This is a genomic window from Vibrio sp. SCSIO 43133, from assembly GCF_023716845.1.
Classification (GTDB): Bacteria; Pseudomonadota; Gammaproteobacteria; order Enterobacterales; family Vibrionaceae; genus Vibrio; species Vibrio mediterranei.
The window spans coordinates 477,818-502,472 of the sequence record NZ_CP068024.1; the positions used below are offsets into that span (position 1 = coordinate 477,818).

Genomic DNA, 24,655 nt, shown 5'->3' on the forward strand with positions numbered 1-24,655 from the left:
AGTATGCGAAATGCAAACCACTAATATTAACAAATTTATTCATTGCTGACTAACTGAATTGGGTTACGCTTTTAAGTCTAGCATCAAGGCTAGCAGCTCCCGTTTTTCTTCGACTGATAAGCCGACACTTCTTTCTTTGGCCTGCAGGTTTTCAATTTGTTTTTCGATGCACTGAGACAATATCTTGTCCAATGAATCGATAAATACGTCTTCTTGATTGTCGTCGTCAAGTGGAATAACCCAACTTGCGAGACGAGACAGAAGTGCCTCATTGTTGCTACCACGCCATTGTTCTAATAACTGGCCTGTAGTCATATGGGGATGCGCTTGACATTTATCAACCACTTCCACGAATAAATTCAACCCCGGTAATGATAAATCTCTTACCGTTGAGAGGTCAGGTACCATTTCAGCATAGCTCGGATTTTGCAAAAGGAGAGCTATCACTTCACGCATTGGTGTGCGTTTAATCTCTTTATGAGGCTGAGCTCGCGTTTCTTGTTGGCCTTGTCGGTCAATTAGTTGCTGAAGCTGCCTTTCATCAACAAGCCCAAGTTTGCGTCCGAGAAGTTCTCTCAAGTATAGACGCAGGGTTCCACCTGGCACTTTATCAATGAGTGGAACGGCTAGCGTACTAAGCTTCGCCATTCCTTCTTTTGTTCGGCTATCTACCTGCTGCATTAGCGAGGAGAACATAAAGTCAGAGAGAGGCATTGCATTTTGTACTTCAGTTTCAAATGCCTCTTTACCGTTTTGACGAATGAAGGAATCGGGATCCTCGCCATCCGGCAAAAACATAAATTTTAGTTGTCGGCCATCGTTTAGATACGGCAAAGCATTTTCCATGGCGCGCCATGCTGCATCTCGTCCCGCTCGGTCACCGTCGTAACAGCACACCACGGTGCTTGTTTGACGAAACAAGACCTGAAGGTGATCGCCTGTGGTCGATGTGCCAAGTGAGGCGACGGAGTAATCAACACCGTATTGAGCTAAGGCAACAACGTCCATATAGCCTTCAACAACCAAGACTTGTGGCGGCTCTCTATACGCCTGCAACACTTCATAAAGGCCGTACAGCTCTTTACCTTTATGGAAAATCGGTGTTTCGGGTGAGTTGAGATACTTAGGCGTGTCGTTACCAAGAACGCGTCCGCCAAACCCAATTACTCTTCCGCGCCTATCGCGGATTGGGAACATGATACGTCCTCTAAATCGGTCGTATCGGTTACCTTTGTCGTTCTCAATTAGCATACCGCCGGACACCAACATGTCTTGGGTAGCTTTCTGTTGACCGAAGTTCTTTCGAACACTGTCCCACTCGTCAGGCACATAACCAATGCCAAACTTTTGGACAATTTCTCCAGAGAGTCCACGACCCTTTAAGTACTCTATAGCGGCTTTATTTGATGAAACTTTAAGCTGATCTCGGTAGTACTGTCCGATCGTACCCATGAGATCGTACAAAGATCGTTTCTGCTCACTATTGGCTGTAGGCCCTTTGGAAAAATTGCCTGAGCTGCCATTACGTTGTTCACGAGGGACATCTAACCCAAGTGAAGCGGCCAGCTCTTCGATCGCCTCAACGAACTCAAGGCGTTCATATTCCATAAGAAAATCAATCGCATTACCGTGTACACCACAGCCAAAACAATGATAGAACTGTTTCTCTTGGCTAACACTAAATGACGGTGTTTTCTCGTTATGGAAAGGGCAGCAAGCACCGTAGTTCTTGCCTTGTTTTTTCAGTTTTACGCGCGCATCAATGATGTCGACTATATCGAGACGAGCCAACAGATCATCAATAAAGCTACGAGGGATAATTCCTGCCATAAAACCTTTTTACGAGAGTGAGATACAAACAAGCCGTGCGTTCCAAAGGATAGCACGGCTTGCTGCAATTTGATTGGGAGATTAAGCGAGTTTAGCGCGAACTAGACCACTTACTTTACCCATATCTGCACGGCCTTGAATTTGTGGCTTAAGCACACCCATTACCTTACCCATGTCTTGCATGCCCGCAGCACCAGATTCGGTAATCGCACTTTCAATCAGTGCAGATACTTCCTCGTCAGTCAGCGGTTGAGGCATAAAGTCCTCAAGTACGGCAATTTCAGCTTGCTCAGCTTCAGCAAGGTCTTGACGACCAGCTGCTTCAAATTGCGTAACAGAGTCGCGACGTTGTTTAACCATTTTAGTCAGCACAGCAAGAATGTCGTCTTCGCCCAGAGTAATCTGTTCGTCAACTTCACGTTGCTTAATGGCGGCTAAAGCTAAACGAATAGTGCCAAGGCGCGGTTTGTCCTTGGCTTTCATCGCTAGTTTTTGCTCGTCTTTGAGTTTATCAATCAGAGCCATAACTTAAATCCTATTGGACCTAGTTATTAGTACAGGCGAACGCGACGAGCGTTTTCGCGAGCTAGCTTCTTAGCGTGACGCTTTTGAGCTGCTGCTTTAGCGCGTTTGCGAACTGTAGTTGGTTTTTCATAGTGCTCACGACGACGCACTTCAGAAAGGATACCTGCTTTTTCGCAAGAGCGCTTGAAACGACGTAGTGCAACGTCGAACGGTTCGTTTTCACGTACTTTAACTACTGGCATATGCCTTTCACCTCAGGGGTTAACTATTCATTAATGCTGGCGCTTGTTTGTTAGGTCTAAGACGTTCCTATCGAAGTTCTTAGTTCTAAGCGATAAACCAGCTAGATCAAAAATGGTGCGGAATTTTAATCCGATCAGATGGGCTTTGTAAAGTACTTTGTCGTCTATCTCTTGTACAAAATTTGTTTGAGAGCCAATGACGAGGTAATATTGCGCCAATTTCGAAATATGTCGAGAACAATATGCGCATTTTAGGTATTGAAACCTCTTGTGATGAAACTGGCATCGCAATCTATGAGGATGAGAAAGGATTGCTTTCGCATCAACTATATAGCCAAGTGAAACTGCACGCCGATTATGGTGGTGTGGTTCCTGAACTGGCGTCTCGTGATCATGTTAAAAAAACGATCCCGTTGATCAAAACTGCATTAGCGGAAGCGAATTTAACGCCAAAAGATATTGATGGTGTCGCGTATACCGCCGGTCCGGGTCTGGTTGGTGCACTGTTAGTGGGTACTACGATTGGTCGAAGCATGGCGTACGCGTGGGGAGTTCCGGCTATTCCTGTACATCATATGGAAGGTCATCTGCTTGCCCCAATGTTAGAGGACAACCCACCGCCATTTCCATTTATTGCGCTTTTGGTCTCTGGTGGCCACAGTATGATCGTTGAAGTAAAAGGCATTGGTGAATATCAGATCCTTGGTGAGTCTATTGACGATGCTGCGGGTGAAGCCTTTGATAAAACCGCTAAATTGATGGGGTTGGATTATCCAGGCGGACCTTTGTTGTCTAAATTAGCTGACAAAGGCACACCGGGTCGATTTAAGTTCCCGCGTCCAATGACGGATCGCCCAGGTTTGGATATGAGTTTCTCTGGTTTGAAGACTTTTGCTGCGAATACAATCGCGGCCAATGATGATAGTGAACAAACCCGTGCAGATATCGCTTATGCATTCCAAGAAGCGGTGTGCGATACATTGGCTATTAAATGTAAGCGTGCTCTAAAACAAACTGGCATGAAGCGCATTGTTATTGCTGGTGGTGTGAGTGCTAACAAATTCTTGCGTCAAGAGCTTGAAACTCTCGCGAACAAAATTGGAGGCGAAGTCTATTATCCTCGTACTGAATTTTGTACCGATAATGGTGCCATGATAGCTTATGCCGGTATGCAGCGACTGAAAAATGGTGAAGCCGCTGAGCTATCAGTAGAGGCTACGCCACGTTGGCCAATTGACCAACTAAAGCCGATTAAAGCATAAAGAAAAGGTCACTTAGGTGGCCTTTTTTAACGACATATTTTAACAAAACAGCGAAAGTCTGTGACTTACTATCTGTGTTAACCTGTTAAAAAACATAGGGAATGAACGAATATGAAACAATTCAAGGTTGATGGCCAAACCATGGCATATCAAGATGTGGGTCAAGGACCAGTAGTTCTTTTTGGTCACAGCTATTTGTGGGACAGTGCGATGTGGCAACCGCAAGTGCAAGCGCTAAGCCAACACTATCGCTGCATTGTTCCAGACCTTTGGGCACATGGCGAGTCCGAGGCAGCGCCAACTTCGATGTTGAATCTTAAAGATTATGCGCAACATCTCTTGGCGTTAATGGATGAGCTTGAAATTGATGAGTTTTCTATCGTTGGTTTGTCCGTTGGCGGGATGTGGGGCGCAGAGCTAACCGCATTAGCACCAGCGAGAGTCAAAAGCTTAGTCCTTATGGACACGTTTGTAGGTCTAGAGCCTGAAGTTGCTCATGCTAAATATTTCGCCATGCTAGCAACGATCACCGAGCTTAAAGCCGTGCCAGCGCCAATTGTTGAAGCAGTGGTGCCACTGTTCTTCGCCAATAATGCCAAACAGGTTAATGCTGATCTTGTTGAAGGTTTTGAAGCTAAGTTGTCTGCGTTAAGCGGTGACAGAGCGGTTGAAGTTGCACGGATTGGTCGTATGGTCTTCGGTCGACGTGATTTGTGCGATGAAATTGAGAAATTCGCGCTACCTTCTCTAGTAGCTGTCGGAGCAGAAGATAAGCCACGTCCGGTACTTGAATCGTATTTGATGAATGATTTGATTTCTGGCAGTGCGATCAACGTGATCCCAGAAGCCGGTCATATTAGTAATTTAGAGCAGCCAGAATACGTGACTGCCATGCTGACAGAGTTCTTAGCTCAGCATAGCTAGTAGTAATAGCTATCCATGCTCGAATAGTATTTAGCGGTGCCAATTGGCGCCGCTTTTTGCTTTTTAGTTAGCTGAAAATTACGAGATTTTTTTCTTACCAAGCTTGGGCTCACTCCCATCAAACAATCGGCGAATGTTTTGGTGATGCCTCAGTAAAATAAGACAGCTCAACATAGCAACAGGAAGCGTAAAGAGTGGTCTTGCCATCCAAGTGTAAACTGGTGCAAGCAAAACAGTGACTATGGCCGCTAAGGACGAATAACGAAAGATCACAGCAACCAGTAGCCAAGTGCCAGTGATAAGTCCGGTGAGATCCCAGCCGATAGGTGCAATTGCACCAAGTGCGGTCGCGACTCCTTTTCCGCCTTTGAAGTGAAAGAAAATAGGGTACATGTGCCCAAGACACGCAGCAATCGCAATGACACCAAGAATGACAGGGTCTATCCCCAGATAGTAGCCACTCCAAACCGGAATTGTACCTTTGAGCATATCGCACAATAGTACACCCACCGCAGCCCCTTTGCCTCCGATACGAAGCACATTGGTAGCGCCTGGGTTATTTGAGCCTACTGTTCTTGGATCGGGTAATCGCAGCAAACGACAGATCAGCACTGCACTTGAGACTGAACCAAGTAAGTAAGCTGCGATGATCATAGCAAACGCTAATGGGGTCATTAGGCACCTTTTCGCAAGAAATTATCTAAGGGGACTGATATCATATCGAAAATAGTACGTTTTTTCCCGACAAATGGGTATCCGACCTCTAATAAAGGACAAATCATGGCATTGGATAAAGTATTTATAGAACAGCTTGAAGTCATTACTACTATTGGTGTTTATGACTGGGAACAAGAAATAAAACAAAAGCTTATATTAGATATTGAGATGGCTCACGACAATGCTCCAGCTGGAAAAAGCGACGATGTCATTGATGCATTAGATTACTCAAAGGTGAGCGAAGCCGTACTCAACCATATTGAAAACGGTCGTTTTCTGCTGGTAGAAAGAGTTGCTGAAGAAATTGCTGAGTTAATTCAAACTCAATTTTCAGTGCCTTGGGTGAAAATTCGTTTAGCGAAACCGGGTGCAGTACCACAGGCCAAAAGTGTTGGTGTTGTCATCGAAAGAGGCGAGGCATGATTACTGCCTTTATTGGTGTGGGCTCTAATGTGGATCGTGAAAAACACATTCGCGCTGCGTGCCAAGAGCTATCGCTCATCGCTAGTAACTTAAAGATGTCACCGGTGTATGCTTGTGAATCTTTTGGTTTCTCTGGTAATGATTTCTACAACATGGTGGTTCGTTTAGATACATCGCTGAACTTGGTTGAGTTTAGTGCAGCTCTGAAAGAGATCGAAGTAAAGTGGGGGCGAGATATTGACGCGGCTAAGTTTCAAAATCGCACCATAGATCTCGATATCCTGTTGTTTGGAAATGAAATCTCACAAAAAAAACCGCTTGTTCCACGTGAAGACATTTTTAAATATTCATTTGTAACACAACCTCTGTATGATCTTGCTCCAGATTTGGTCATTCCAAATGATGAGCGCTCACTCTGTCAGATCTTAGCGGCGATTCCAGCTCCTGTGGCTTTAAGAAGAATCGATTTTCAATTTTAGTTGGTAGTTAATAATGAGTTACTTTGAAGCCTTTATATTGGCGCTAATTCAGGGGCTTACTGAGTTTTTGCCTATCTCAAGTTCGGCTCACCTGATTTTGCCTTCAGCGGTTTTAGGATGGGAAGACCAAGGCTTAGCCTTTGATGTGGCAGTACACGTGGGTACGTTAGCTGCGGTGGTTATCTATTTCCGCAAGGAAGTGGTTACCCTGTTTGGCGCGCTAATCTGCTCTATTTTCAAAGGGGAGCGCAGCAAAGAGGCTAAGTTGGCTTGGATGATTGTCCTAGCTACTATCCCAGCGTGTATCTTTGGTTTGCTGATGAAGGACATCGTGGAACTGTATTTGCGCAGTGCTTATGTGATTGCAACAACGACAATTGTGTTTGGTTTGTTGCTTTGGTGGGTGGATAAAAACTCCAAGTTAGCAGACGATGAATACCAAGCGGGGTGGAAGAAAGCGTTATTTATTGGCTTAGCACAAGCTTTGGCGATCATACCTGGTACTTCTCGCTCTGGTGCAACCATCACCGCGGCGCTGTATCTCGGATTTACTCGCGAAGCGGCAGCGCGTTTCTCTTTTCTGATGTCTATCCCAATCATCACTTTAGCTGGTGCTTACCTTGGTCTAAAACTGGTGACAGGTTCTGAGCCCATTCATGTTGGTTTCCTACTGACTGGCATCATCGTGTCTTTTATTAGCGCCTACATTTGTATTCATTTTTTCCTAAAACTGATTTCAAGAATGGGTATGACACCATTTGTGATCTATCGATTGATTTTAGGTGTAGGCCTATTTGCGTTTCTACTAATGAGCTAAGACGACAAAGCCTAAGTCTTGAGGCTTAGGCTTTGTTCTACGGCTTTAACACGACGCTTATCCAGTTCTTCTTTAATCGCTTGACCTTTAAAACCATCTGCTATGATGTCTTGTACTTCCACACTGATTGCCGCTTGGTAGGCTTGCATGAAACGTTCGGCTTGTGGATACGGGTTACTCTCCAGTCCTTTTCGTCCTTTATGGTCGGCTTCACAGCACATCAAAACTTGCTGTAATTTCTCGGGCTTACGCCAGACATCGAGTTGACCAAAAATCTTAATGAAGGTTGCCGGCCTTAGTTCGGCCGCGCGATGAACGTTGGAGTGCTGAGCACAAACCGCAACAGCTAAATCACGGTACTCATTAGGCACACGTACACGACTACAAAGAGACTTTATAGCTTTTTGCCCAGTGTGTGTATGAAGCTTATGGCTTGGCCACTCTTCTGCTGGCGTTAGAGCTTTTCCGAGGTCATGGACTTGAGCGGCAAAACGGACAATTGGCGATGTGCTTAGCAATGCGGCTTGCTGCGCAACCATCAGCGTGTGTATGCCTGTATCGATCTCAGGATGCCACTTTTCAGGTTGCGGAACACCAAACAGTGCGTCTAATTCTGGCAAAACAACCGCAAGAGCACCGCAGGAACGAAGTACATCTAAAAATACCTCAGGATGACGAGTTGTCAGTGATTTGTGCCACTCTTGCCAGACTCGTTCGGCGGTTAAGTGTTGCAACTCTCCATCGTTAACGATGGATTTCATTAAATCCATGGTTTCTGGAGCGACCGTAAACCCTAGATGTCTAAGCTTGGCGGCGAAACGAGCGACACGTAATACTCTAAGCGGATCTTCAACGAATGCCGGTGATACATGACGTAGTACTTTATCTTTTAAGTCTTGTTGTCCGTTGTAGGGGTCAATAATACGCCCTGAATCATCTTGTGCCATGGCGTTGATGGTAAGGTCACGGCGCATTAAGTCCTGCTCTAGAGTGACATCGGGCGATGAAAAGCATTCGAAACCAGTGTAGCCTTTACCAGCTTTGCGCTCAGTGCGAGCGAGTGCATGCTCCTGTTTCGATTTAGGATGTAAGAAGACGGGAAACTCTTTGCCTACAGCTTGAAAGCCGTCAGCCAACATTTGCTCAGGAGTTGCACCAACCACGACCCAATCTTTGTCGTAGACCTCAAGTTTTAGTAATTGGTCGCGCACTGCGCCCCCAACAAGATAGACTTGCAAATTGGCTCCCCTTTTTCGTACTTAGCCGTTGGCATTCATCTAGCTCAATGGTACTTTGCTTTGACTGATATTGTAAGGTTGAATGGATGTATAAGGATTATTTTGGCTTTTACGAGGTGCCTTTTTCAATAGTACCAAGCTCTCGTTATTTATTCTTGAGTCAGCGACATCGAGAAGCAATGCAGCATCTTCAAGCCGGTCTCGGACAAGGTGGTGGATTTGCCATGTTAACGGGGGAAGTTGGGACGGGAAAAACCACTGTAGCCAAAGCTATGTTAGCGTCACTGGATGATAAAACAGCATCTGGATTGATCCTAAATCCAACCTTTTCGAGTCAAGATCTGCTTGAAGCTATTTGCGATGAGTTTTCTCTTAGTTACCCTGAAAAGGCCTCCTTAAAACAGCTCAGTCAAGCCATATACCAGTATCTTATCGATAATGACCAACAAGGTATTAATACGCTGCTTGTAATCGATGAAGCGCAGCATCTCTCTGCGGAAGTTCTTGAGCAGTTGCGACTGTTGACTAATCTTGAAACGGATGATCATAAGTTACTGAAAGTGTTGTTGATTGGTCAACCTGAGTTGCAAGACAAACTGCGTACAACCCAATTACGTCAATTGGCCCAACGAATCACCGGACGTTATCACTTATTGCCGCTTACGGAAGGGGAGACTCGCCAATATATAGAGTTTCGTTTGTCGACGGCTGGCGGTGACACTTCGCTGTTTTCGAAGGGGGCTATCGCTGTGATGAATAAAGCCAGTCAGGGTATTCCGCGTTTGATTAACCTCATCGGTGATAAAGCGTTGCAGTATGCTTATCACTCAGGCGAGAAACAAGTATCTAAGTCCTTGGCACAAAGCGCTTGTGAGGACATTCTTTCGTTCCAAGCTCCTGGTGTAGGACATTCGGTGCAAAATACAAGTGGTGGTTTGTCAGAGTTATTGTCGACGTATGCAATGCCTGCGCTACTAGGTATTGCGATTGCAGGGGGGCTGTACTGGAAAGGCGCCGAAGGATTAGCGTGGTTGTCATCATTATCAAACCAACAGCTTGTTGCTGAGCCAGTCAGTACCTCAAACACTCCCTCCCAAGAAGTGATATTACCTGTTAACAATGTTGCAGAACCTTATCCTAAAGAGCTACTGCAAGATTTGTTTAAACGAAAAGATAAAATATCGGCGATTCAAGAGCTTTACGCGGTTTGGGGCTATAAAGCAGGCGTACTTGATGGCATGTGCGAAGAGTCACCGAGCAGTAGTTTTGAGTGCCAAAAGTATTTAGGTACCTTGTCTCAGATAGAACAACAGAATCTGCCCGTTGTGATGTCTCTGTATTTGGATGGGCAACAAAGCTATGTGGTGCTGTATCAAGTTTCAGACGACCAAGTGCAAGTACTGAATGGTCAGCAACGTATCTCTTTGCCGAAGTCATGGCTTGAGCAGTTATGGACTGGTGAATACTACTCTATCTGGCAACGTGAACTGCAAACGACGCTCCGATTAAATCAACAGGGAGCGCAAGTTCGGTTATTGGATGAAAAACTGTCAAAAGTGCTTGGAGGTACACCTTCTGGTAGCGATATTTTCGATGAAGCACTAAAGCGCAAAGTGGAAATCTTTCAGCGTTGGCAGAATATTGATGTTGATGGTATAGCTGGGCGTAATACGTTACGTAAATTGGAGCTGTTAACCCAGAATAACCCTCCTACTATCGAAGCTAAACAGAACCAAGAGGGGTCACTATGAAATCTCTAATCTGGAGTAGTTTGGTCCTCGTATCTATCGGTGCAATGGCCTCTCAGAATGCACCTGAGGACTCACAACAACTAAGCAAACCATATTCTATTTTGGCATACCCTGATTTTTCGGAGCTTAAACCGTTGCCGCAAGTACGCGTGCCCGTTACTACGACTCAGGTCACTCAAGTCGTAAACACAACGAGTGCCAGTTCACCTATTGACGTTGTGCCAGATACCAACACAGTTTCAGAAAAGCCTTTTGATTTAGAGAACTTAGATCTGAGTGGTTTAGACCCTGAGATTGCTCGCAAGGTTGCATCTGCCATCAATAAGACAGAACCTTCTTTAATACCAAGTAATTCAGATCATATTGCTCTAGAAGATAATCAAGCTCGTTATCGTGGACGTCTGCCTGCCTTGAACTTACAAACTCATATGTATTCGTCTGACGCTCAGCGACGTTGGGTCAAAATCAACGGTCAGGAGTTAAAAGAGGGGGATAGGCTGAATAACATCCAACTACTCGCTATAGAACCTCAGTTTATTACGATTCGCTTTGATAACGATATCATTGATATTCCTGCTCTATATGAATGGGGTGGATAAAAAACGGGACGCTAAAGTAGCATCCCGTTTTCTTAGTCATTGAGCGTATCTAGTTTATAGCTGAGACTTCGCCTGTACTGGTTCGGTAGCAACTAGCTCAAACTGCTGATAAGGGAACAGATACTCCGCTTCGGTTTTTACTTGCTGAGCTTTACTCGTATCTCCTATCCCTTGGTAAGCCAATATGAGATTACGATAAAAGGCAGGACGTGGCTTGTGACGGATAATATCCACAGACCAGTCAATATAAGGTTGAATAAGCGTTTTATCGCCAGTGCGTAACCCGAGCTTTAGATAAGTGCTATAGACATCCCAGTCATAACGAGCTTGCCATGCCATGGGGTTACTGACTTTCTCTAAGATGGTGGCGTCGACTGGGTCAGATTTTTCAAACCTGTTTAATACATAATTGGTATGTAAAGACGCAACCATATAGGTGGTAACCAAAATTGGTATCAAAAGAGACATCACTCGAGTCAGTGTCTTCGTTACACCGGATAACGAAGCTTGTTTTAATCGAGGCGTACGTTGATCTACCCAGTAAATCAGGATGATAAAGGTAATCCAGTGTATCAATGAATGATAAAACGGATACTCCAATTGACTGTGCAGAACAATGGGTAGGAATAGAGCGAATATAGCCAAGCGTGTCCCAGGTTTAGCGGTGTAAATTCGGCTTAGGACGAAAAGAGCCGCGAGCAAAATGCCTAGAATCGGCAGCAATCCCCCCTCAATTCCCCAAAACAACAATTCGTTCTGTGGGTGATCTAGAGCAGGTACCCCAGCAGCAAAATGGTTGTTGAGCTGGTGCTGTCGAGCCGTATACACTATGTACTCAGGTTCAAATTTTCCTAATCCATAGCCAGTAAATGGCTTCTCGATCAGCATATCTATGGACTGGCTGTAAATCGTTGCACGAATGTCGGTAAAGCTGGCTTTTTGTTCGATAAGGTTTTGGCTACTGGTGTTCCCAAACCCAAGCAAAAGTCCTAATGCTACGCCAGCTAAACTAGCAAAAGTCCAGCCTCGAAAGCGCTTCCTAGTCGAGTGTTGGTACAGATAAGGGATAAGCAGCAATGTTCCGATTAGTGCACCTAGCCAGCCAGTTCTTGAGCCTAAAACGACAATTAGAGGTAAGGTAATTACGGGTGTTAAATATAAGATGGAGACATCGCTGATGTGCCAGTTATATTTATGTCGTTGACGTGCGAGCAGATAACCAGATAGAACCAGAGCGGTAGCGAGAAAGCTTGCCATCACATTAGGCTGTTGGAAGATGCCGTAGGGGCGGTTAATGACTACGTCATATCCCATGAAATTATCATCGGACAGCAAGAAATACTGGCCATAGCCAATCGTAGACTCAATCAGAGCCGCTAGGACAACTAACCACAGAAACCGTTGTTTCTGCTTATTGGTGAACTGAAACTGCTGCAAAACAATGAACAACAACATGCCACTCCACAGAGCAATAAAGCGAGGAGCGACGGAAATTATGTCGGGCTTGCTGTAGAACAGTGGAGTACTTAACAGAATACAAGATAGCAACAAACCAATAGTAAGTTTGCTGTAACGCAATATTTGGTTGCTACCGAGTTGATAAAGCCCAATAGCTAAAGCGACGCTAAATGCAATCCATGCTGTGTTATTGAAGGTAAGTGCAAGCCCTAAGCCGCCTGGATTTGGCCAGAAAACATGTGTCGCGATGAGATAAAGCATCGCCATAGCGGCCATGAATTTTCGATTGAGCGGGGGACGAACTCGGTTTTCAGCCAGTTCTGTACCGTTGGTATGAATAATTGCCATGCTTGCTACTAGTTAATGAACAAGAAAGAGAGTGACGTAACCATACGTCACTCTTCTAAGATGCCCTAATTTAACCTTTTAGCATAGGTTTTAGGAAGCGTGCTGTGTGAGAACCTTCGACTTGAGACACATTTTCTGGGGTGCCTTGAGCGATAATTTCTCCTCCTCCTTGTCCACCTTCTGGCCCTAAATCGATGATCCAGTCAGAAGTTTTAATGACATCAAGGTTGTGCTCGATAACCACGACGGTATTGCCATGGTCACGCAGACGATGAAGAACGGACAAGAGTAGCTCTATATCGTGGAAGTGCAGACCGGTTGTTGGCTCATCTAAAATATAGAGTGTTTTACCCGTATCACGTTTAGAGAGTTCTCTAGCCAGTTTAACCCGCTGAGCTTCACCACCTGAAAGTGTCGTCGCAGCTTGACCGAGACGAATGTACGAAAGACCTACGTCCATTAAGGTTTGTAGTTTTCTAGCAATTACAGGAACCGGATCGAAGAACTCACGAGCATCTTCTACAGTCATTTGTAGCACTTCATCAATGGTCTTGCCTTTGTAGCGAACTTCTAACGTTTCACGGTTATAACGCTTCCCTTTACATACGTCACAAGGCACGTATACATCAGGTAAAAAGTGCATCTCTACTTTGATAACGCCGTCACCTTGACATGCTTCACAGCGGCCGCCGCGAACATTGAAGCTAAAGCGACCAGGTTTGTAGCCACGAGAGCGTGACTCTTGAGTGCCTGCAAACAGTTCGCGAATGGGGGTGAAGATACCAGTATAAGTAGCAGGGTTAGAGCGGGGTGTACGACCTATTGGACTTTGGTCAATATCGATCACTTTATCGAAATGCTCTAAACCTTCAATCTTCTTATAAGGGGATGGTTCGGCAGTTGTTGCTCCATTGAGCTGAGTGTGCGCTATCTTAAAGAAGGTATCATTAATCAGGGTGGATTTACCTGAACCGGAAACACCAGTAATACAGCTAAATAGACCAACTGGAATAGTTAAATCGACATTCTTAAGGTTATTGCCTGTTGCACCTTGCAGCTTCACCATCTTCTTGGCATCCATTGGTGTACGCTGTTGAGGAATCGCAATTTCTCGTTTCCCGCTTAGGTACTGACCGGTTAGTGATTCTTCTGATTGGATAATGTCTTCAATAGTACCTTCAGCTACTACAGAACCACCATGTACGCCTGCACCAGGGCCAATATCAATGACGTGGTCTGCCGTTCGGATAGCGTCTTCGTCGTGTTCAACAACCAATACGGTGTTACCTAGGTCTCTTAAGTGCGTTAGCGTATTGAGAAGACGTTCATTATCGCGCTGGTGGAGACCAATAGAAGGCTCATCGAGAACGTACATTACCCCGACTAGACCCGCTCCAATTTGACTTGCCAAGCGGATACGCTGCGCTTCCCCGCCTGAAAGCGTTTCGGCACTGCGTGACAGGTTTAGGTAGTTAAGGCCGACATTAACGAGGAAGTGCAGACGATCATTGATCTCTTTCATGACCTTCTCTGCTATTTGGGCACGTTGTCCCTCAAGCTCTAATGATCGGAAAAAGTCCATGGCACCACTGATGCTCATTTCGACGATTTCTGGCAATGTGGTATCAGCAATAAAGACATTACGAGCTTCTTCACGCAGACGAGTACCGCCACAAGAACCACAGGATTTTGTCGAGATATACTTCGCGAGGTCTTCACGCACTGAGTTAGATTCAGTATCACGATAACGACGCTCAAGGGTATTTAGGATCCCTTCAAATGGATGGCGTTTCACGCGGATATCACCGCGATCGTTAACGTAGTTAAATTCCACCTCTGTGCGACCTGAGCCTGTAAGTACCACATCTTTGATCTTTTTGGGCAGAGATTTAAAGGGCGCGTATAAGTCAAAGTCGTAGTGCTTGGCCAGTGAGGTCAGCATTTGGAAGTAGTAATAGTTCTTCTGATCCCAACCGCGAATCGCACCTTCAGCAATGCTCAGATCTTCATCCATCACGACTCGTGCTGGATCGAAGTATTGCTGGACTCCTAAACCATCACACGTGTGGCAGGCACCTGCAGGATTGTTAAACGAAAACAGGCGAGGCTCAAGCTCTTGCAAACTATAACCACAGTAAGGGCAAGCAAAATTGGCAGAAAAGATGATGTCCTCTTTTTCTGGTTCATCCATCCAAGCAACACCGACGATGCCACCTGAGAGTTCAAGCGCGGTTTCAAAAGATTCGGCAAGACGCTGCTGTAAGTTATCTCGAACTTTAAAGCGGTCGACAACCACCTCAATGGTGTGCTTTTTATGCAACTCAAGTGTCGGTGGATCTGAAAGATCGCAGGTTTCTCCGTCAATACGGGCGCGAATAAAACCTTGAGCTGAGAGGTTTTCTAGAGTTTTAACATGCTCACCTTTACGCTCCTTAACAATTGGAGCTAGTAACATCATTTTAGAGCCTTCCGGTAGCTCTAGAACTTTATCAACCATTTGGCTAACGGTTTGTGCGGCTAATGGTGTTTTGTGTTCTGGACAGCGTGGCTCGCCCACTCGAGCATACAGCAAGCGCAAGTAGTCATAGACTTCTGTGATGGTACCTACAGTTGAGCGAGGGTTATGCGAGGTGGACTTTTGTTCAATAGATATGGCTGGAGACAAGCCTTCGATGTGGTCAACATCAGGCTTCTCCATCAAGGATAAAAACTGTCTTGCATAAGCGGATAAGGATTCCACATAACGACGTTGCCCCTCTGCGTACAGAGTATCAAAGGCAAGTGAAGACTTACCTGAGCCCGAAAGGCCAGTGATAACGGTCAGTTTGTCGCGAGGAATTGTCAGATTGACGTTTTTTAGGTTATGGGTTCGAGCACCCCTAACTTCGATCTTATCCATTGTTGCCACTCATGTAATACTTAGTGTGACAAGTATTACATAGTGTGAAGTTTGTGCAAAGAAATACTGGATAAAAAAACAGGTCCATAAACGTAAAAAGCGCCACTTCTCGATGAAAGTGGCGCTACGGCTTACCGTTTATTCTTTGAGCTCAAGGCTTACGCTTTCTTCGTAGCGTGTTTGCCAAGCTCTGCAGTTTTCTCATCTTTTAGGTAAAGATTCTCAAAGCAGTAGTTCGTTGCTTCGATATAGCCTTCTACGCTGCCGCAGTCAAAACGTTGACCTTTAAATTTGTAGGCCAAAACGCAGCCAGCTTTTGCTTGTTTAAGCAAGGCGTCAGTGATTTGGATTTCACCACCTTTGCCAGGTTCTGTCTGTTCAATTAGCTCGAAAATATCTGGAGTCAGAATATAACGACCAATGATCGCTAGGTTGCTAGGCGCTGTGCCTTGCTCCGGCTTTTCAACCATATCATCTACACGGAAAAGATCGTCTTTAATCATTTCGCCAGAGATAACACCGTATTTGTGCGTTTCATCTTCAGGAACTTCTTGAACCGCAACGATTGAGCAGCGGAACTGCTTGTAGAGCGCGACCATTTGAGCCAGTACACCTTGATCTTCGTTAACACAAAGGTCGTCCGCTAGAACGACGGCAAATGGTTCGTCACCTACAAGCTCACGACCAGTCAAAATTGCATGGCCGAGGCCCTTCATTTCACGTTGGCGAATGTAGGTGAATTGTGCTGAATCAATGATGTCGCGAATATCAACAAGAAGCTCTTCTTTATTAGTGCCACTAATTTGGTGTTCAAGCTCGTAGTTTTTATCGAAGTGATCCATGATGGAGTGTTTACCACGACCTGTAACAATACACATTCCGTCCATTCCCGCTTGAATGGCTTCTTCCACACCGTATTCAATCAGTGGTTTGTTAACCACTGGCATCATTTCTTTAGGCATAGATTTTGTGGCGGGTAGGAAGCGAGTTCCGTAACCAGCTGCCGGGAATAGGCACTTCTTGATCATGATAAAACCCTTTATCTTTATTCGTTTTAATTTGTTGCCACTGACGGGCGATTGGACCTAAGTCTACATAGTATCGTTAGTTTATGACAGTAGAAATGTGTCAGAGTTCGCTCTGTTTTGCGGTGAAAACTCATAGCGAACTCTCTACTTAGAAGAACGTGTATTGTTTATATTGTTAGGAGAGAAGGTTTTGATTAGCCCAAGCTATCGCTTGTAGGCGGTTTTTTACCGAAAGTTTTCTAAATACCTGATAAAGATGGGATTTTACTGTGGATTCAGTAATAAATAGGTCTTCAGATATTTGTAAGTTGCTGGCTCCCGATTGCAGACACCGCAGAATCTCGATTTCTCTGGCTGTCAAATCCACCACAGTGGGAGAGGTGTTTGCTGAGACCACATGGCGATAGTGATGTAACAGTTGGCTGGTTACCTCTCGAGGTAGCCAGTTTTTGCCGTTAATGATTTCTCCTAAACCAATCACGATTTTCTTAGCGTCTTCGTGGCTGTAAAAGAGCCCTTTGATATGACCATATCTAAGGATCTCCTCGGTCGTTAGCCGATGCGGAACATTGATCAGTACGGTCTCAAAATTTTTGCTTGCTAAAGGCAGGTTTAACACTTGTTGGAAAAGATCTAAGGATTCTTCGTAATCAAAGAGCAAAATACGATTACGAGAACCGGAGGTGGTTGAAAGTAGATCCTGAGGAGTGATGGCTTCAATAGCATTAATACTTAGATGGGATAAGCGCTTTACCCTTTTGGTAACTGAGTCCTCTTGATTAAGAGTGACATGTTGAATGACGCGTTGGTAATTATTTCTTCTCATAGCACACTTTTACTCGTGGTTTTTATGCATATTGACGAGTATGTAGTTTATGTTCTAGTGATAAAAAAGTAGTTTGAGAGTGACTTAAAACTATCTAAGTAATTGATATAAATATAAAGTTTATCATTGTTTGCTTCGCTCGTAATAACGAGGGGAAAGGGGTTATTTTGGTATCCTCAGGATAAGCGCTGTTGCGGTACCAGTGGTTCGTGTTATCCTACTGGGCTAATTTGAAACACACTGTGGTTACGGAGCAAAACATGGCAAGCCGTGGAGTAAACAAAGTCATTCTAGTGGGTAACTTAGGTAACGACCCAGAAATTCGTTACATGCCAAACGGCGGTGCCGTGGCGAATATTACAATCGCAACCTCTGAATCTTGGCGTGATAAAGCGACAGGCGAGCAGCGTGAAAAAACTGAGTGGCACCGCGTTGCTCTGTTTGGCAAGCTAGCGGAAGTTGCTGGTGAATATCTGCGTAAGGGCTCTCAAGTTTATATTGAAGGTCAACTGCAAACCCGTAAGTGGCAAGATCAAAGTGGTCAAGACCGCTACACAACGGAAGTCGTTGTTCAAGGCTTCAACGGCGTGATGCAAATGCTAGGTGGCCGCCAAGGTGGTGGTGCTCCTATGCAGGGTGGTATGCAAGGCGGTATGAACCAAGGTGGTGGCATGCAGCAGCAAGCTCCTCAACAACAGGGTTGGGGACAGCCTCAACAACCTGTACAACAACCAGCTCAGCAAAAACCTGCTCAACAGCAGCCGCAGTACAATGAGCCACCAATGGACTTCGATGACGATATCCCGTTTTAATCAGTGCTGAATATCAAGTCAAATTAAGTTCTATTTGATTATTGCATAGAAAAAGCCGCGATGAATTCGCGGTTTTTTTTGTTTCTTAGAGACAACGCATTGCTTGTTGCTTAACGGGTTATAGTAAATTTGATATAACAAACAGTTAACGCGATAGCTTATTTTATATAATGTACGCATGAATCTCTCTTGTTGCATCAACGAGTTGAGTTCGGACGATAAACGTTAATGACATCATCGGTTCAAAAAGGACTTTAGTACCTATGAGGCAAACTCCCACCCTCAAACTGAGCACTCGCTTAGTGGCTTTTGTGACAGTAATTGTCATGAGTGCCGTATTTATTCTGTTTGTTGGCGGAACACTATCCATTAAAAGGATGGGCCAAGAGTACCTCAATCACCACTTGGCTGGCATTGTTCGAGTTATCGATAAAGAATTAGAAGACCCCGATGCAGCCTATATGATGCAGCGTTGGATGCCTAAGATGCTGCAAGCCAGTAATATCATTGAGATGCAGCTGACCTCTTCAGCTGGTGTGGTATACCGATACAAAAACACCTCTCCAACTATAGATCGCACCATTGTGTATCGAGAAGGTTTTGATTTAGAGCGCAATGATGGCTATCGCGTCGAATTTACCGCGCTGCCCCCTTATTTGGATGTGCGTTATTCCATTGAAGCCATGTGGTCGGTCACTTTAGCTTTTGGGTTGATTGTCTTTTGTCTAATGCAAGGGGTGAAGTGGCTTCGTAAACAGCTAGTTGGCTCAGAGTTATTGGAAGAGCGAGGTCGGATGATCTTAGGCGGTCGCGTAGAGCAGTTTGCTAAAGGAGATGAAAGAGAATGGCCTTATACCGCTAGTGAGGCTTTAGACATTCTAATCGAAGAATTGCAAGATGCTCGCCAAGAGCGCAGTCGATTCGACACCTTTATTCGCACGCAAACCTTCCTTGATCCATTGACCGGTAGTGCAAATCGAATGCTATTTGATAGCAAACTAGAATCTGCGATACATGAAAGCGGCGCTCAGGGCGGTGTTATGCTATTTCGAATCGAAGACTGGGATCAAGTACAGGAGGTTCAAGGTAAATCAACGTCAGATGACTTCCTCGTGGAAGTTGGTGAAGTGATTTCCAACGCGGTTCAGAAATATCCTGATGTGATTTTCTCCCGTTACTATGACGCCGATTTTGCCGTATTTATTCCGCATCAAAGCAGCAAAGATGTTGCTAACCTAGCAAACCAATGTATTCGTCAACTTGAAAAGATCACGCCGCCAACGCCTCTTGATGAAGAGAACTGGTGTCACATTGGCGTCAGTATGTATTCCGAAGGTGAGCGCCAAGGGCGCATCATGGAAGAAGCAGAAACGGCGCTGAAAAGTGCTCAACTGCAAAAGGTGAATAACTGGAGCCGATTTAGCAAGCAAGTCCAAAAATTCGATGAGCGTGGCAGTGTGCGTTGGCGTACATTGTTTGATAAAGCGCTTCTGCCTGAGAATCTACTTATTTTTTCGCAGCCCTGTTATTTGTACGAAAAAGGGAAGGAGCTCGACGTACTTCACAAAGAATTGTTTGCACGAATTGAAGATCCGGAACGAGGTATTGTTAAAGCGTCACGATTCCATTCCGCTTTACTTCAAGTAGGTTACGAGTCCAATTTTGATCGTGCGGTGCTCAATAAAGTGTTACGAAACATTAAGAAAAGTCCGGCTATTCTACCGATTTCTATCAATCTTTATGTCGTGCCATTTGCCAACAAAGGTTATTTTAAGTGGTTTCGTGATGAGTTGTTGCAGTTACCTATCGCGGTACGCTCACAACTGAGCTTTGAATTTTCCGAAGCAAGACTAGTTCAACATCTGGACTATATTCGCCCAGTTGTTAGAATGCTGTCCGGTTTAGGGTGCACAGTAATCGTAGGTCAGGCTGGTCGTTCGATTGTGAGTACTCATTACATCAAAGATCTGAAAGTAGATTATCTTAAGTTGCATCGCAGCTTAATTAAGAAAATTGATCAACGGGATGAAAACCAATTGTTTGTTCGCAGCATGGTTGGTGCTTGTGGGGACTCCAAAACACAAGTTATTGCCGTAGGCGTGGAAAATAAAAAAGAGTGGCATACGCTGCTTGATCTTGGTGTTAGCGGTGGTCAAGGACGTTATTTTGCAGCTGAAACACAACTCATGCCAGATCCTAAGCCAAAAGCGGCAATGATAAAGCCTGGACGAAGAAATCGTTGGAAAAGAACCTAACGCGGAAATGTTATGACGTTTAAAAACATCGTTGCTCGATTTAGGTCGAAACAAGCGAATACTTCCCCAATGGTAGTTATTATGCAGTCGGACGGCGTCTTTTTGTCAGAGAAAGGACAGCTTAAGGTTAGTAACTGTGATATTACTGCCAACAATTGGCAAAAGGCGCTTGAGCAACTGCTGCAGCCCAAAGCAACCAAGGGCCAAGGCGTCAATGTTGTCATTGGTAGCGACCTTTATCATACCTATCAAATAGACACGCCAAGAATACCAAAATCTGAATGGCCTCAAGCTCTGCCTTTTTTATTAAAGGATGTTATCAGTGAGCGAGTGACTGAGATTGTTGCCGATGGTCTAGAGCTGCCAAGCTTGAATAAAACAACTGCCTATGTGATTCAGAAATCCTGGCTGTTACAGCTTCGTGGTGTATTAGAAAACTTAGGATTGGAACTGTCTCAAATTATTCCAGAAGAGCTATTTTGGGCAAGAGCTCAAAAAGAGAGTCACAGCGCTGTTTTACTGCAAAGAAGTCGTTTTCATCATTATCGAGTGAGTGCTTTTGTTGAACAATTGCCGATTTTCCATCGAACCATTCGTAGTGTTTCTGGCCCTGTTATTCAAGGTGAAACCATTGGACTTGATGTCGACAGCTTAGCGCTTGAGTTGCAAAGGTCTCTTGATTATCTGTCATCACAATTAAAAACAGGTGGCGTACATGCGTTGCAAGTTTGCTGTGATGAAGAATCGGAAAACCAACTGGCTGAAGCACTCACTGCACGATTGAATGTCAAAGTGAAGCCGCTCGTTTCCGAGCGTACGGGGTGGTCTGGAGCGTTATTAGCTCAAATTGCTAGTGAGCAGTTGGAAGGGCCAGCAGTTAACCTGTATCCATCGTATTTAAAGCCTAAACAAGAACATTTCACCTTAACTAGAGTTGCGTCTGTAATGGCTCTGACAGTAACAGCTGCTGTTGCGGTGTATGGGTATATTTCAGTTTCAACAGTTCAATTAGAAAGCGAGCTAGCACAATCGGAGTCTCGCGCAGACTCATTACACGATGAATTAAGCCAGCAAAAAGCGGCGTTGGAGTCACATCGACCTTCTCCGGTTAAAGTTGCCGCCGTAGAGCGCTTAAAGCAGGAGATCGCCGCGAAAAAAGACGCGTTGGATGCGGTAGATGACTATGACAAAGAGCAGCAAGTTGGCTATTCAAGCGTGATGAACTCGCTTGCGACGTTGGGAAGAAACGACATTTCAATTCAACATATTTACCTTGATAAAAGCAATATTGATATTTCTGGATTAGCACGAAACGCCAGTGTGATTCCAAACTGGGTTGGGCAATTCAAGCAAGAGCAAAGTCTGGTTGGAAGAACCTTTAAGACCTTGAAAATTGGTCGTAATACTAATGATGTCGTGACATTTGAATTGCGTACTAGTCCAGAAAATCGATCTCTAGATACTGTGGTAAATGCGGGTGAAAAAGTGGATGCGACACAAGTATTGGAGGCTCAGCAGTGAAGGACTATTGGCTGAAGTTAGATCAGAAGTTCCTCGCCTTAAGTACAAGAGAAAAATCGTTACTCTCAATCTGTGCTTTCGTCATTGTGGCTATGATGCTTTATCTGCTGTTGCTAGAGCCTAGTTTATTGCAAAAGAACCGTTTGGAACGACAACTTCAACAAGTTTCTAGTGAAAACATGGAATTAGAAGGGCAGCTTTCAGTATTGAGCAGCCAGCTTAAACAAGATCCAGACAAAGACATTAATCTTGAGTTCAATCAGTTAATTGATGAGAGCCAAGCGTTATCAGAACAGCTCTCTGGATTGGTGGATAATCTTATCTCACCGGTCCAAATGACTAACCTGCTTGAATTGGTGTTAAGCAAGAGCCAAGGTTTGAAACTTGTCGCTCTTGAGTCGCTACCACCAGAGCCTATTACTGGCACTGATGGAGCAAGTGAGTACTCCGGTTACTTCGTTCATCCTGTTAAAATTGAATTGACGGGTAACTATTTTGCTATCGCCAAATATCTGTCTGAGTTGGAGCAAATGCCGGTTAAATATTATTGGCGTAGCTTTAAATATGATGTGGAAAAACATCCTAAAGCTCGCTTGATTCTAGAAGTGTACACACTGGGCACTCGCAAGGAGTTTATCGGTGGTTAGAGCAATATTTATCGCCTTATTGAGTGTTTCCATGTCTTCGTGGGCGACCCAAGATCCCACTGCACCTTTAGGGTGGGCGCAGCCAACACAAGTACAAACGAAACCGAAGAAAAAAGTGGTGTACCGATTGCCGACATTGCAAAGCATTGTTTGCGAACAGGCAATGCCGTGTTCAGCCGTGATGAATGACAAAGTGGTTGAAAAAGGTGATGTCATTAACGGTTACAAAGTCGTCAATATCAACAGTGAAAATCTCCTCCTTCAGCGCGCAGGCAAGCAGTGGAAACTTGGCTTATTTGCGATGGACGTAAAAAACTAAGGCTATAAGAATATGATGCGTAAGGTAGTAGTCGGTATATGTATCGCCGCATTGGTGGGATGTTCAATGGGACATCGAGATCCGGTTGAAATAAAGCAAAGTCTCAATGAATCGGTAAACAATGCGAATAACAAGAGCCTAGATGAGTTGCCCCCAACGGTGGAAGCCGACCTAATGCCTGAGCTAGACACTCAGGCAGGCTCACATTCAAGCCGAACGCTGAAGCGTTTCCGAGTACAAGCCAATGGTGTTGAAGCCAAAGCATTTTTCACCAGTTTGGTAAAAGGAACTGAGTATAGCGTGTCTATTCACCCGAGCGTATCGGGTAAAATTACTGCTAATTTGAGTGATGTGACGTTAGATGAAGTGCTGGATAACGTTAGTGATATGTATGGTTATGACATTGAGAAAAAAGGTCGAATCATCCAAGTGTATCCAGCGGGCCTACGCACAGTTTCTATTCCAGTGGATTACTTGCAGTTCAAACGTTCAGGTCGCTCATTAACCTCAATCACGACTGGAACCATCTCCAGCAGAGATTCGAGCAATAACAACAATAGCAGTAATTCAAACAATAACTCGAACTCGAACTCGAACAGCTCAAGTTCGAGCTCGTCCAGTTCATCGAACTCAAATAACGTTAATGGTGGCAATAGCAACAATAATGAGCAAGGTGGTACCCGCATTGAAACCACTAGTGAAAGTGATTTCTGGCCTGCGCTTGAGCAAGCAGTGAGTAAGTTGATAGGTACTGGTGACGGCCGCAGTGTAGTGGTTACCCCTCAAGCCAGTTTACTTACGTTACGCGCTTATCCCGATGAAATTCGTCAGGTTAGAGAATTTTTAGATATGTCGCAGCAGCGACTTCATCGTCAAGTGATTCTGGAAGCAAAGATTCTAGAAGTAACGCTGAGCGACGGTTATCAACAAGGTATTAGCTGGAGCAATATTGGTGCGGCAATTGGTAGTGGTGGTGTGTCTATCTCCCGACCAGCACAAAACCCAGCACCACCTTTAAATCAGATTGGCACCCTGTTGGGTGGGCAAACTAACGTGACCATTACGGACGGACACTTTGAAGCCGTATTGAGCTTTATGGCGACGCAAGGCGATCTCAATGTCCTCTCTAGTCCTCGAATCACCGCCGCTAACAACCAAAAATCGGTTATCAAAGTGGGTACCGATGAGTACTTCGTGACTGATATCTCAACCGTTATTGGTTCTGGTGAAAATGCCAACGTAGCGCCTCAAGTTGAATTAACGCCCTTCTTCTCGGGTATTTCTTTGGACGTGACGCCGCAAATTGATGAAAAAGGTAATGTTCTGCTGCATGTTCATCCTGCGGTTATTGAAGTTCAAGAAGAGAAAAAAGAGATAGAAGTGTTAGGGGATTCTATCATTGTGCCGCTAGCGAAAAGCTCTATTCGTGAATCAGATTCTGTTATCCGTGCAGCTGACGGCGACGTTGTGGTGATTGGTGGCCTGATGAAATCAGCAACTACTGAAATGGTCTCTAAAGTGCCATATCTTGGGGATATCCCTGCACTGGGGCACTTGTTTAGAAATACGCAAAACGTGACAGAGAAGACGGAGTTGGTCATCTTGCTACGTCCGACTGTTGTTGGCGTGAATACATGGCAGAAAGAAGTTGAGCGTTCTCGTGACTTACTTAACGAGTGGTTCCCTGAAGATTAAAAGGCTTAGGGCTTGACGTTTGAGTTGAAGCGATTGGAAC

The 24,655-nt window shown here is 44.8% G+C and carries 22 protein-coding genes; 13 read left to right on the forward strand and 9 right to left on the reverse strand.

Annotated elements, in window-relative coordinates; genetic code table 11:
• Positions 1–63 precede the first annotated feature (63 nt).
• From dnaG to rpsU, 3 genes are all read right to left on the reverse strand, one after another.
• Positions 64–1,830 carry a DNA primase gene (gene dnaG, locus JKJ11_RS02470; RefSeq protein ID WP_006075066.1) on the reverse strand — a complete coding sequence of 589 codons (1,767 nt, stop codon included), beginning with the start codon at positions 1,828–1,830 and terminating at the stop codon, positions 64–66.
• Between the two features lie 81 nt (positions 1,831–1,911).
• On the reverse strand, positions 1,912–2,355 hold the full coding sequence (locus JKJ11_RS02475; protein ID WP_006075067.1) for a GatB/YqeY domain-containing protein: 444 nt from the start codon (positions 2,353–2,355) through the stop codon (positions 1,912–1,914).
• 26 nt (positions 2,356–2,381) lie between these two features.
• Positions 2,382–2,597 carry a 30S ribosomal protein S21 gene (gene rpsU, locus JKJ11_RS02480; protein WP_001145625.1) on the reverse strand — a complete coding sequence of 72 codons (216 nt, stop codon included), beginning with the start codon at positions 2,595–2,597 and terminating at the stop codon, positions 2,382–2,384.
• 242 nt (positions 2,598–2,839) lie between these two features.
• On the opposite strand from rpsU, the gene tsaD reads away from it, so the two are divergent.
• A complete protein-coding gene (tsaD, locus tag JKJ11_RS02485; protein ID WP_252038700.1) occupies positions 2,840–3,859 on the forward strand; it encodes a tRNA (adenosine(37)-N6)-threonylcarbamoyltransferase complex transferase subunit TsaD in 1,020 nt (339 codons plus the stop codon).
• 111 nt (positions 3,860–3,970) lie between these two features.
• On the forward strand, positions 3,971–4,783 hold the full coding sequence (locus JKJ11_RS02490; RefSeq protein WP_252038701.1) for an alpha/beta fold hydrolase: 813 nt from the start codon (positions 3,971–3,973) through the stop codon (positions 4,781–4,783).
• 78 nt (positions 4,784–4,861) lie between these two features.
• Here JKJ11_RS02490 and plsY read toward each other — a convergent pair whose 3' ends face one another.
• On the reverse strand, positions 4,862–5,458 hold the full coding sequence (plsY, locus tag JKJ11_RS02495; RefSeq protein ID WP_038229101.1) for a glycerol-3-phosphate 1-O-acyltransferase PlsY: 597 nt from the start codon (positions 5,456–5,458) through the stop codon (positions 4,862–4,864).
• Positions 5,459–5,563: 105 nt separating this feature from the next.
• On the opposite strand from plsY, the gene folB reads away from it, so the two are divergent.
• The 3 genes from folB to JKJ11_RS02510 are packed head-to-tail and all read left to right on the forward strand — an operon-like array spanning position 5,564 to position 7,219.
• Positions 5,564–5,923 carry a dihydroneopterin aldolase gene (gene folB / locus JKJ11_RS02500; protein ID WP_006070968.1) on the forward strand — a complete coding sequence of 120 codons (360 nt, stop codon included), beginning with the start codon at positions 5,564–5,566 and terminating at the stop codon, positions 5,921–5,923.
• Entirely contained in the window at positions 5,920–6,402 is a 483-nt protein-coding gene (gene folK / locus JKJ11_RS02505; protein ID WP_198557296.1) for a 2-amino-4-hydroxy-6-hydroxymethyldihydropteridine diphosphokinase, read from the forward strand. The genes folB and folK overlap by 4 nt, the downstream gene beginning before the upstream one ends.
• Before the next feature lie 13 nt (positions 6,403–6,415).
• Entirely contained in the window at positions 6,416–7,219 is an 804-nt protein-coding gene (locus JKJ11_RS02510) for an undecaprenyl-diphosphate phosphatase (RefSeq protein WP_252038702.1), read from the forward strand.
• An 11-nt stretch (positions 7,220–7,230) separates the two neighbouring features.
• Here JKJ11_RS02510 and JKJ11_RS02515 read toward each other — a convergent pair whose 3' ends face one another.
• Entirely contained in the window at positions 7,231–8,457 is a 1,227-nt protein-coding gene (locus JKJ11_RS02515; RefSeq protein ID WP_252038703.1) for a multifunctional CCA addition/repair protein, read from the reverse strand.
• 86 nt (positions 8,458–8,543) lie between these two features.
• On the opposite strand from JKJ11_RS02515, the gene JKJ11_RS02520 reads away from it, so the two are divergent.
• Both JKJ11_RS02520 and JKJ11_RS02525 read left to right on the forward strand, forming a co-directional pair.
• Positions 8,544–10,208, forward strand: coding sequence for an AAA family ATPase (locus JKJ11_RS02520; protein WP_124940610.1), 1,665 nt, complete (start codon positions 8,544–8,546; stop codon positions 10,206–10,208).
• The gene (locus JKJ11_RS02525) at positions 10,205–10,807 is read left to right on the forward strand and encodes a general secretion pathway protein GspB (RefSeq protein WP_252038704.1); all 603 of its coding nucleotides are present in this window, start codon (positions 10,205–10,207) and stop codon (positions 10,805–10,807) included. Before JKJ11_RS02520 ends, JKJ11_RS02525 begins: the two co-directional genes overlap by 4 nt.
• A 54-nt stretch (positions 10,808–10,861) precedes the next feature.
• On the opposite strand, the gene JKJ11_RS02530 is transcribed toward JKJ11_RS02525, so the two are convergent.
• The 4 genes from JKJ11_RS02530 to JKJ11_RS02545 form a co-directional block, all read right to left on the reverse strand.
• Positions 10,862–12,613 carry a PglL family O-oligosaccharyltransferase gene (locus JKJ11_RS02530; protein ID WP_286036744.1) on the reverse strand — a complete coding sequence of 584 codons (1,752 nt, stop codon included), beginning with the start codon at positions 12,611–12,613 and terminating at the stop codon, positions 10,862–10,864.
• A 70-nt stretch (positions 12,614–12,683) separates the two neighbouring features.
• Positions 12,684–15,512 carry an excinuclease ABC subunit UvrA gene (gene uvrA / locus JKJ11_RS02535; RefSeq protein ID WP_252038705.1) on the reverse strand — a complete coding sequence of 943 codons (2,829 nt, stop codon included), beginning with the start codon at positions 15,510–15,512 and terminating at the stop codon, positions 12,684–12,686.
• A gap of 158 nt (positions 15,513–15,670) precedes the next feature.
• Complete coding sequence (gene galU, locus JKJ11_RS02540) at positions 15,671–16,540, reverse strand: UTP--glucose-1-phosphate uridylyltransferase GalU (RefSeq protein ID WP_006070978.1); 870 nt, start codon at positions 16,538–16,540, stop codon at positions 15,671–15,673.
• Between the two features lie 175 nt (positions 16,541–16,715).
• Positions 16,716–17,366, reverse strand: a complete 651-nt coding sequence (locus tag JKJ11_RS02545) for a LuxR C-terminal-related transcriptional regulator (protein WP_006070980.1) — start codon at positions 17,364–17,366, stop codon at positions 16,716–16,718.
• Between the two features lie 260 nt (positions 17,367–17,626).
• Here JKJ11_RS02545 and JKJ11_RS02550 point away from each other — a divergent pair, with 260 nt between their 5' ends.
• The 6 genes from JKJ11_RS02550 to mshL all read left to right on the forward strand — a co-directional run bounded on the left by JKJ11_RS02550 (position 17,627) and on the right by mshL (position 24,615).
• Positions 17,627–18,178 (forward strand): single-stranded DNA-binding protein, encoded by a 552-nt coding sequence (locus JKJ11_RS02550; RefSeq protein WP_006070982.1) that lies wholly within the window; start codon positions 17,627–17,629, stop codon positions 18,176–18,178.
• A gap of 263 nt (positions 18,179–18,441) precedes the next feature.
• Complete coding sequence (gene csrD, locus JKJ11_RS02555; RefSeq protein ID WP_006070984.1) at positions 18,442–20,433, forward strand: RNase E specificity factor CsrD; 1,992 nt, start codon at positions 18,442–18,444, stop codon at positions 20,431–20,433.
• A 12-nt stretch (positions 20,434–20,445) separates the two neighbouring features.
• Positions 20,446–21,954, forward strand: a complete 1,509-nt coding sequence (locus JKJ11_RS02560) for an MSHA biogenesis protein MshI (RefSeq protein ID WP_124940614.1) — start codon at positions 20,446–20,448, stop codon at positions 21,952–21,954.
• The gene (locus JKJ11_RS02565) at positions 21,951–22,601 is read left to right on the forward strand and encodes a type II secretion system protein GspM (RefSeq protein ID WP_124940615.1); all 651 of its coding nucleotides are present in this window, start codon (positions 21,951–21,953) and stop codon (positions 22,599–22,601) included. Before JKJ11_RS02560 ends, JKJ11_RS02565 begins: the two co-directional genes overlap by 4 nt.
• On the forward strand, positions 22,594–22,920 hold the full coding sequence (locus JKJ11_RS02570) for a hypothetical protein (RefSeq protein ID WP_038229124.1): 327 nt from the start codon (positions 22,594–22,596) through the stop codon (positions 22,918–22,920). Before JKJ11_RS02565 ends, JKJ11_RS02570 begins: the two co-directional genes overlap by 8 nt.
• A 15-nt stretch (positions 22,921–22,935) precedes the next feature.
• Positions 22,936–24,615: a pilus (MSHA type) biogenesis protein MshL gene (gene mshL, locus JKJ11_RS02575; RefSeq protein WP_252039086.1), complete on the forward strand. Its 1,680-nt coding sequence runs from the start codon at positions 22,936–22,938 to the stop codon at positions 24,613–24,615.
• Positions 24,616–24,655 lie beyond the last annotated feature (40 nt).

Excerpts from the sequence above, each read along its gene's own strand:
- JKJ11_RS02520 (WP_124940610.1), top strand. The coding sequence starts at position 8,544 with ATGTATAAGGATTATTTTGGCTTTTACGAGGTGCCTTTTTCAATAGTA.
- rpsU (WP_001145625.1), bottom strand. The coding sequence starts at position 2,597 with ATGCCAGTAGTTAAAGTACGTGAAAACGAACCGTTCGACGTTGCACTA.
- JKJ11_RS02510 (WP_252038702.1), top strand. The coding sequence starts at position 6,416 with ATGAGTTACTTTGAAGCCTTTATATTGGCGCTAATTCAGGGGCTTACT.
- mshL (WP_252039086.1), top strand. The coding sequence starts at position 22,936 with ATGCGTAAGGTAGTAGTCGGTATATGTATCGCCGCATTGGTGGGATGT.
- JKJ11_RS02545 (WP_006070980.1), bottom strand. The coding sequence starts at position 17,366 with ATGAGAAGAAATAATTACCAACGCGTCATTCAACATGTCACTCTTAAT.
- JKJ11_RS02525 (WP_252038704.1), top strand. The coding sequence starts at position 10,205 with ATGAAATCTCTAATCTGGAGTAGTTTGGTCCTCGTATCTATCGGTGCA.
- galU (WP_006070978.1), bottom strand. The coding sequence starts at position 16,540 with ATGATCAAGAAGTGCCTATTCCCGGCAGCTGGTTACGGAACTCGCTTC.
- JKJ11_RS02530 (WP_286036744.1), bottom strand. The coding sequence starts at position 12,613 with ATGGCAATTATTCATACCAACGGTACAGAACTGGCTGAAAACCGAGTT.
- tsaD (WP_252038700.1), top strand. The coding sequence starts at position 2,840 with ATGCGCATTTTAGGTATTGAAACCTCTTGTGATGAAACTGGCATCGCA.
- uvrA (WP_252038705.1), bottom strand. The coding sequence starts at position 15,512 with ATGGATAAGATCGAAGTTAGGGGTGCTCGAACCCATAACCTAAAAAAC.
- folK (WP_198557296.1), top strand. The coding sequence starts at position 5,920 with ATGATTACTGCCTTTATTGGTGTGGGCTCTAATGTGGATCGTGAAAAA.
- csrD (WP_006070984.1), top strand. The coding sequence starts at position 18,442 with ATGAGGCAAACTCCCACCCTCAAACTGAGCACTCGCTTAGTGGCTTTT.
- JKJ11_RS02550 (WP_006070982.1), top strand. The coding sequence starts at position 17,627 with ATGGCAAGCCGTGGAGTAAACAAAGTCATTCTAGTGGGTAACTTAGGT.
- JKJ11_RS02475 (WP_006075067.1), bottom strand. The coding sequence starts at position 2,355 with ATGGCTCTGATTGATAAACTCAAAGACGAGCAAAAACTAGCGATGAAA.
- dnaG (WP_006075066.1), bottom strand. The coding sequence starts at position 1,830 with ATGGCAGGAATTATCCCTCGTAGCTTTATTGATGATCTGTTGGCTCGT.
- folB (WP_006070968.1), top strand. The coding sequence starts at position 5,564 with ATGGCATTGGATAAAGTATTTATAGAACAGCTTGAAGTCATTACTACT.
- plsY (WP_038229101.1), bottom strand. The coding sequence starts at position 5,458 with ATGACCCCATTAGCGTTTGCTATGATCATCGCAGCTTACTTACTTGGT.
- JKJ11_RS02560 (WP_124940614.1), top strand. The coding sequence starts at position 20,446 with ATGACGTTTAAAAACATCGTTGCTCGATTTAGGTCGAAACAAGCGAAT.
- JKJ11_RS02490 (WP_252038701.1), top strand. The coding sequence starts at position 3,971 with ATGAAACAATTCAAGGTTGATGGCCAAACCATGGCATATCAAGATGTG.